This window comes from Blastococcus sp. SYSU D00669, from assembly GCF_054050715.1.
Genome location: NZ_JBJGZV010000085.1, coordinates 1 through 1,114, shown reverse-complemented (window position 1 = coordinate 1,114; position 1,114 = coordinate 1). Strand labels below are relative to the sequence as shown.

Annotated in this window: 1 protein-coding gene; it reads left to right on the top strand. The window is 71.1% G+C overall.

The genetic code is table 11. From position 1 onward, the window contains the following. Nucleotides 1-126: 126 nt before the first annotated feature. Nucleotides 127-1,114, top strand: a 988-nt coding sequence (locus tag ACI8AF_RS27495) for an IS481 family transposase (protein ID WP_456542964.1), incomplete at its 3' end; no start/stop codon positions are given.

Here is a 1,114-nt window from a genome sequence, read left to right as displayed (position 1 = left end):
TGTACTGACCAGAGACGTTGGTCGAGGACGTGTGACCACGAGATCTGACTGCTGATCTTGTGGAGGAGGACCTCCGGACGTGGAGTGGAGCTGCTGAAGGCACCCACTCACGAACCGGAGGTCCTCGTGGCCCACGCTAACGCCGCTCTGACTCCGCGCATGCGTCTGCGCCTGGCCCGCGCCGTGGTCGAGGACGGCTGGACGGTGTCCTACGCCGCCGCGGTGTTCCAGGTCGCCTATCCGACGGCCAAGCGCTGGGCGATGCGCTACCGCCAGGCCGGGCCGGCCGGCATGGTCGACCGCAGCTCCCGGCCGCACCGCTGCCCGCGCCGCACGCCCCGGCCGGTGGTCCGCCGGATCGTGCACCTGCGCTGGCGCCACCGTCTGGGACCGGTGGAGATCGCCGCCCGGCTGGGCATGCCGGCCTCCACGGTCTACGCGGTGCTGCGCCGCTGCCGGCTGCACCGGCTCTCGCACGTCGACAGGCGCACCAGCGAACGCGTCCGCCGCTACGAGCACGACCGGCCCGGATCGCTGTTGCACGTCGACGTCAAGAAGCTCGGCAACATCCCCGACGGCGGCGGGTGGCGCTACCTCGGCCGGCAGGAGGGCAACCGCAATCACGCCGCCACGCCGGGCAAACCGCGCAGCCGGCACCACAACCTGAAGATGGGCACCGCGTTCGTGCACACCGTCCTCGACGACCACAGCCGGGTCGCCTACGCCGAGATCCACGACGACGAGACCGCCGCCACCGCCATCGGTGTGCTGCGCCGGGCGGTGGCCTGGTTCGCCGCGCGCGGCATCACCGTCGAGCGGGTGCTCTCCGACAACGGCTCGCCCTACCGCTCCCACGCCTGGCACGACGCCTGCCTCGAGCTCGGCATCAAGCCCAAGCGGACCCGGCCCTACCGGCCGCAGACCAACGGCAAGATCGAGCGCTTCCACCGCACCATGGCCGAAGGCTGGGCATTCCAGCGGATGTTCCTCAGCGAGACCGCCCGCCGCCAGGCCCTGCCGGGATGGCTACACGAGTACAACCATCACCGGCCCCACACCGCTATCGGACGACGCCCACCGATCGCCCGCCTGACCAACCTGTCTGGGCAGTACA